The sequence below is a fragment of the Streptomyces sp. NRRL F-4489 genome, from assembly GCF_001509485.1.
Classification (GTDB): domain Bacteria; phylum Actinomycetota; class Actinomycetes; order Streptomycetales; family Streptomycetaceae; genus Streptomyces.
In genome coordinates this window covers 1-3,432 of sequence record NZ_LLZI01000123.1, presented here as the reverse complement: position 1 = coordinate 3,432, position 3,432 = coordinate 1, and the positions used below count along the sequence as shown (strand labels likewise).

Annotated in this window: 5 protein-coding genes; 2 read left to right on the top strand and 3 right to left on the bottom strand. The window is 73.0% G+C overall.

Going from position 1 to position 3,432, the window contains the following annotated elements:
- The 3 genes from ADL22_RS36955 to ADL22_RS12135 all read right to left on the bottom strand — a co-directional run.
- Positions 1-457: PTS glucose/sucrose transporter subunit IIB (locus ADL22_RS36955; RefSeq protein ID WP_420711556.1), on the bottom strand; the 457-nt coding region annotated here is incomplete at its 3' end.
- Between the two features lie 37 nt (positions 458-494).
- On the bottom strand, positions 495-1,457 hold the full coding sequence (murQ, locus tag ADL22_RS12140; RefSeq protein ID WP_066977034.1) for an N-acetylmuramic acid 6-phosphate etherase: 963 nt from the start codon (positions 1,455-1,457) through the stop codon (positions 495-497).
- 253 nt (positions 1,458-1,710) lie between these two features.
- Entirely contained in the window at positions 1,711-2,649 is a 939-nt protein-coding gene (locus ADL22_RS12135; protein ID WP_079064058.1) for a MurR/RpiR family transcriptional regulator, read from the bottom strand.
- 129 nt (positions 2,650-2,778) lie between these two features.
- On the opposite strand from ADL22_RS12135, the gene ADL22_RS12130 reads away from it, so the two are divergent.
- Both ADL22_RS12130 and ADL22_RS12125 read left to right on the top strand, forming a co-directional pair.
- A complete protein-coding gene (locus ADL22_RS12130; RefSeq protein ID WP_066977032.1) occupies positions 2,779-3,141 on the top strand; it encodes a hypothetical protein in 363 nt (120 codons plus the stop codon).
- A gap of 1 nt (position 3,142) precedes the next feature.
- Entirely contained in the window at positions 3,143-3,403 is a 261-nt protein-coding gene (locus ADL22_RS12125; RefSeq protein ID WP_066977029.1) for a DUF4031 domain-containing protein, read from the top strand.
- The last annotated feature ends 29 nt before the right edge of the window (positions 3,404-3,432 follow it).

Sequence of the window (3,432 nt, the reverse complement as noted above, 5' to 3'; positions counted from 1 at the left end):
TGGGGGGGGGGTGGGGTGGGGGGGGGGGGGGCGGGGGGCGGGTGGTTGGTGGGGTGGGGCGGGTTGTGGGCGGTGTGTTGGGGAGGTGGGGGGCGTCGGGGGTCGGGCTTGCGGCGGCCGTGGGGGTGCCGCCTTCTTCCTCTTTACGGCAACGATTACGCAGCGTAATTAGTTCCTGCGGAGGGTGATCGGGTTGTGGGGGCTGGGACAGGAGGCGTTCGAACTCGGGGGTGATGCGGGCGACCGCGCCGGGGCCCAGGACGATCTGGTAGGTGTCGTCCTCCACGACGCCCAGGACGGCGGGGAGGGCTTTGAGGGCGTCGTCCTGGACGAGTGAGCGGTCCCGGATGCCGAGGCGGAGGCGGGTCATGCAGTGCGCGACGGAGGTGACGTTGCGGGCGCCGCCGACAAGGGGGAGGAGCGCGGCGGCGGTGGCGCGGTGCTTGTCTTGGGTCATGTGTGGCGCCTTGCTGTGGGAGGGCGTTGGGCGGGCGTCAGGGGGTCGGGGCGCGGTGCGGGGTGGGGGCGGCGGACTGGAGGGCGGTGCGGAGGTTGCCCTTGGAGGTGTGGAGGAGGCGGGCGGCCTCGTGGGCGCCTACGCCGCCGAGGAGGACGAGGATGGCGTTCTTCACCTCGCCGCCGGTTTCGTTGAGCGCGGTCTCGATCTCCAGGTCGGAGGCGCCGGTGGCGAGGGCGACGATGCGGCGTGAGCGGGCCCGCAGCTTGTCGTTGGAGGCGCGGACGTCGACCATCAGATTCCCGTAGGTCTTGCCCAGCCGGATCATCGTGATGGTGGAGATCATGTTGAGGACGAGCTTCTGGGCTGTGCCGGCCTTCAGGCGGGTGGAGCCCGTGAGGAGTTCGGGGCCGACGACGATCTCGATGCCGTGCTCGGCGGCCGAGGCGAGGGCGGAGTCGGCGTTGCAGGACAGGCCGATGGTCAGGGCGCCGACGGCACGGGCGTGTTCGACCGCGCCGATGGCGTACGGGGTGCGGCCGGAGGCGGAGATGCCGACGACCACGTCGCGGTCGGCGATGGCGACCGCGGTCAGGTCGGCGGCGGCCAGCTCCTTGCTGTCCTCGGCGCCCTCGACGGCCGTGACCATGGCGGAGGGGCCGCCCGCGATCAGACCGAGGACCTCGGACGGGTCGGTGTTGAAGGTGGGCGGGCATTCGCTGGCGTCCAGTACGCCGAGGCGGCCGGCCGTACCGGCGCCCGCGTAGATCAGGCGGCCGCCGCGGGCCATCCGGGCGGCGGTGGCGTCGATGGCGGCGGCGATCTGGGGGAGGCGTTCGGCGATAGCGGCGGGGACGGTGGCGTCCTCGTCGTTCATCAGGCGGGCGATGTCGAGGGTGGGGCGGCGGTCGATATCGGCCAGCTCGGGGCGGAACGCCTCGGTGGTGAGGGATTCCAACTGGGCGCGGAGCGCCGCGTAGTCGGGGTCGGTGGATGGCATGGGTGGGCTCCTCGGGTGCGGTGGCGTGGCCGGCTGGGCAGGCGCCGGTGGGGCCGGGTCGCTGCCGGCTGCCCCCGCTGCGGGGCGGGGTGATGTGTCGGGGCGGTTGCCCGGTCGGCGGGTTGTCGCTGCTTCCGGCCCTATCAGTACGGAGGCACGGGCGGCCCCGGTGGCACCGCTTGCCTGCTGGCTGTCCACGGCGGGCGGTGGCGGCGCGGTGGGGCGCCGGGGCGCGGTGCGGGCCGGCGGGGGCTCAGTGGTGGGGGTTGTGGCGGTGGGCGAGGGCCTCGTAGGAGGCGGAGAGGGCGGGGGCGGCGGTTTCGTAGGTGCGCTGGGCGACGCCTATGAAGAGGCAGTCGACGACGAGGAGTTGGCTGGTGCGGGAGGACATGGCGGCGGGGCGCAGCTCGCTCTCGCGGGCCGTGGAGGTGGTGAGGATGTGGTCGGCGTAGGCGGCGATCTCGCCGTCCGGGCGGCCGGTGATGGCGATTGTCGTCGCGCCGTGGTCGAAGGCCACCCGCAGCGGCTCTATGACGTCGGTGGTCCGGCCGGAGTGGGTGATCGCGACGGCCACATCGCGGGCCCGCATCTGCACGGCGTTCGTCACCGCGAGGTGCGGGTCGGAGTGGGCGTGCGCGATCAGGCCGATGCGCAGCAGCTTCTGGACGAGGTCCTGCGCGACGAGGTTGGAGGCGCCTATGCCGTAGACGTCGATGCGGCGGGCGGAGGAGAGGGCGGCGACGGCCGCTTCGAGCTGGCTGACGTCCAGCGCGGCGGCGGTGTCGGCGAGGCACTGCTGCTCTTCCTGCGCGAGCTTGGCGACGACGTCGAGCAGGGAGTCGTCGACCGCTATGTCCGCCGTCACGGCGGGCGCGCTGCCCGTCGCCTGCTGGGCGGCCAGCGCGGCGAGGGCGAGGCGCAGATCGCGGTAGCCGGGATAGCCGAGGAGGCGGGAGGTGCGCACGACGGTGGCTTCGCTGGTGCCGGTGCGCTCGGCGAGACCGGTGACGGTCAGCGCGGCGCAGCCGGCCGGGTCGGCGGCGACCGTCTCCGCGACCCGCTGCATGGAACGGGTCATCGTCGGCGCGAGCGTACGGACCTTGGCGGCGAGGGCCGCGGGGGCCGGCGGGGCCGGGGCCGCGGCCGCCCTCCTGCTCGCGCTGCTGAAAGTTTCCTTCACTCCGCTACTCATGTCTGAAAGGTATTTTCAGCGCGGTGAGGCGTCAATACCCTTCGTGAGGGCTGTGGACAGTCCGCGAGCGACGTCCGACCCCCTGTGGATAACTTCGGCGGTCCGGCCGGATCGCGCGAGAATGAGGTCATGGAGCTGGAACAGGCATTGCACGCCGCGCGGGCCCTGGTGCTCGCCGACCTGATGGCGAACGACGTCGCCGACGCCGCGATCGTCTCGCTCGTCGAGGACGCCGTCACACACCGCCGATGGTGGGTGGAGCAGTGGCCTGACGGCGCGCCGTTCGTCGCGGGACTGATAGCCCAGGACGTCCAGGACGCGCTGCTGGAGCGGTACGGGCGCTGGCCGTTGTGTCCGGTGTGCACGGAATCGGGCGACCCGCACGCGCTCGGTGTGGAGCCGGAGTTGGGCCCGGACCCGCACTGGGTGTGCCCGAAGACGGCCGTCGCGGTCGCCCCGGTCGGGCGCCTGGGCGCGCCGGCGGAGGGCTGAGGTGGCGATCTACATCGATCCGCCCACCTGGCCCGGGCACGGCCGGATGTGGTCGCACCTGGTCAGCGACCGGTCGTTCGACGAACTGCACCGCTTCGCGGCCGGGATAGGCGCGCCCCGGCGGGCCTTCGAACGCGACCACTACGACCTGCCCGCCGAACGGTATGACGATGCCGTACGGGCGGGAGCGGTGGAAGTCGGCTCCAAGGAACTGGTACGCCGTCTCACCCAGGCGGGGCTGCGGCGGCCTAAGGGGAGGTGAGGGGAGCGGGGAGTGGGGAGTGGGGGCGG

What these genes read in the sequence shown, in the direction of transcription:
- ADL22_RS12130 (WP_066977032.1), top strand. Translation starts at nt 2,779, where the DNA reads ATGGAGCTGGAACAGGCATTGCACGCCGCGCGGGCCCTGGTGCTCGCC.
- ADL22_RS12135 (WP_079064058.1), bottom strand. Translation starts at nt 2,649, where the DNA reads ATGAGTAGCGGAGTGAAGGAAACTTTCAGCAGCGCGAGCAGGAGGGCG.
- murQ (WP_066977034.1), bottom strand. Translation starts at nt 1,457, where the DNA reads ATGCCATCCACCGACCCCGACTACGCGGCGCTCCGCGCCCAGTTGGAA.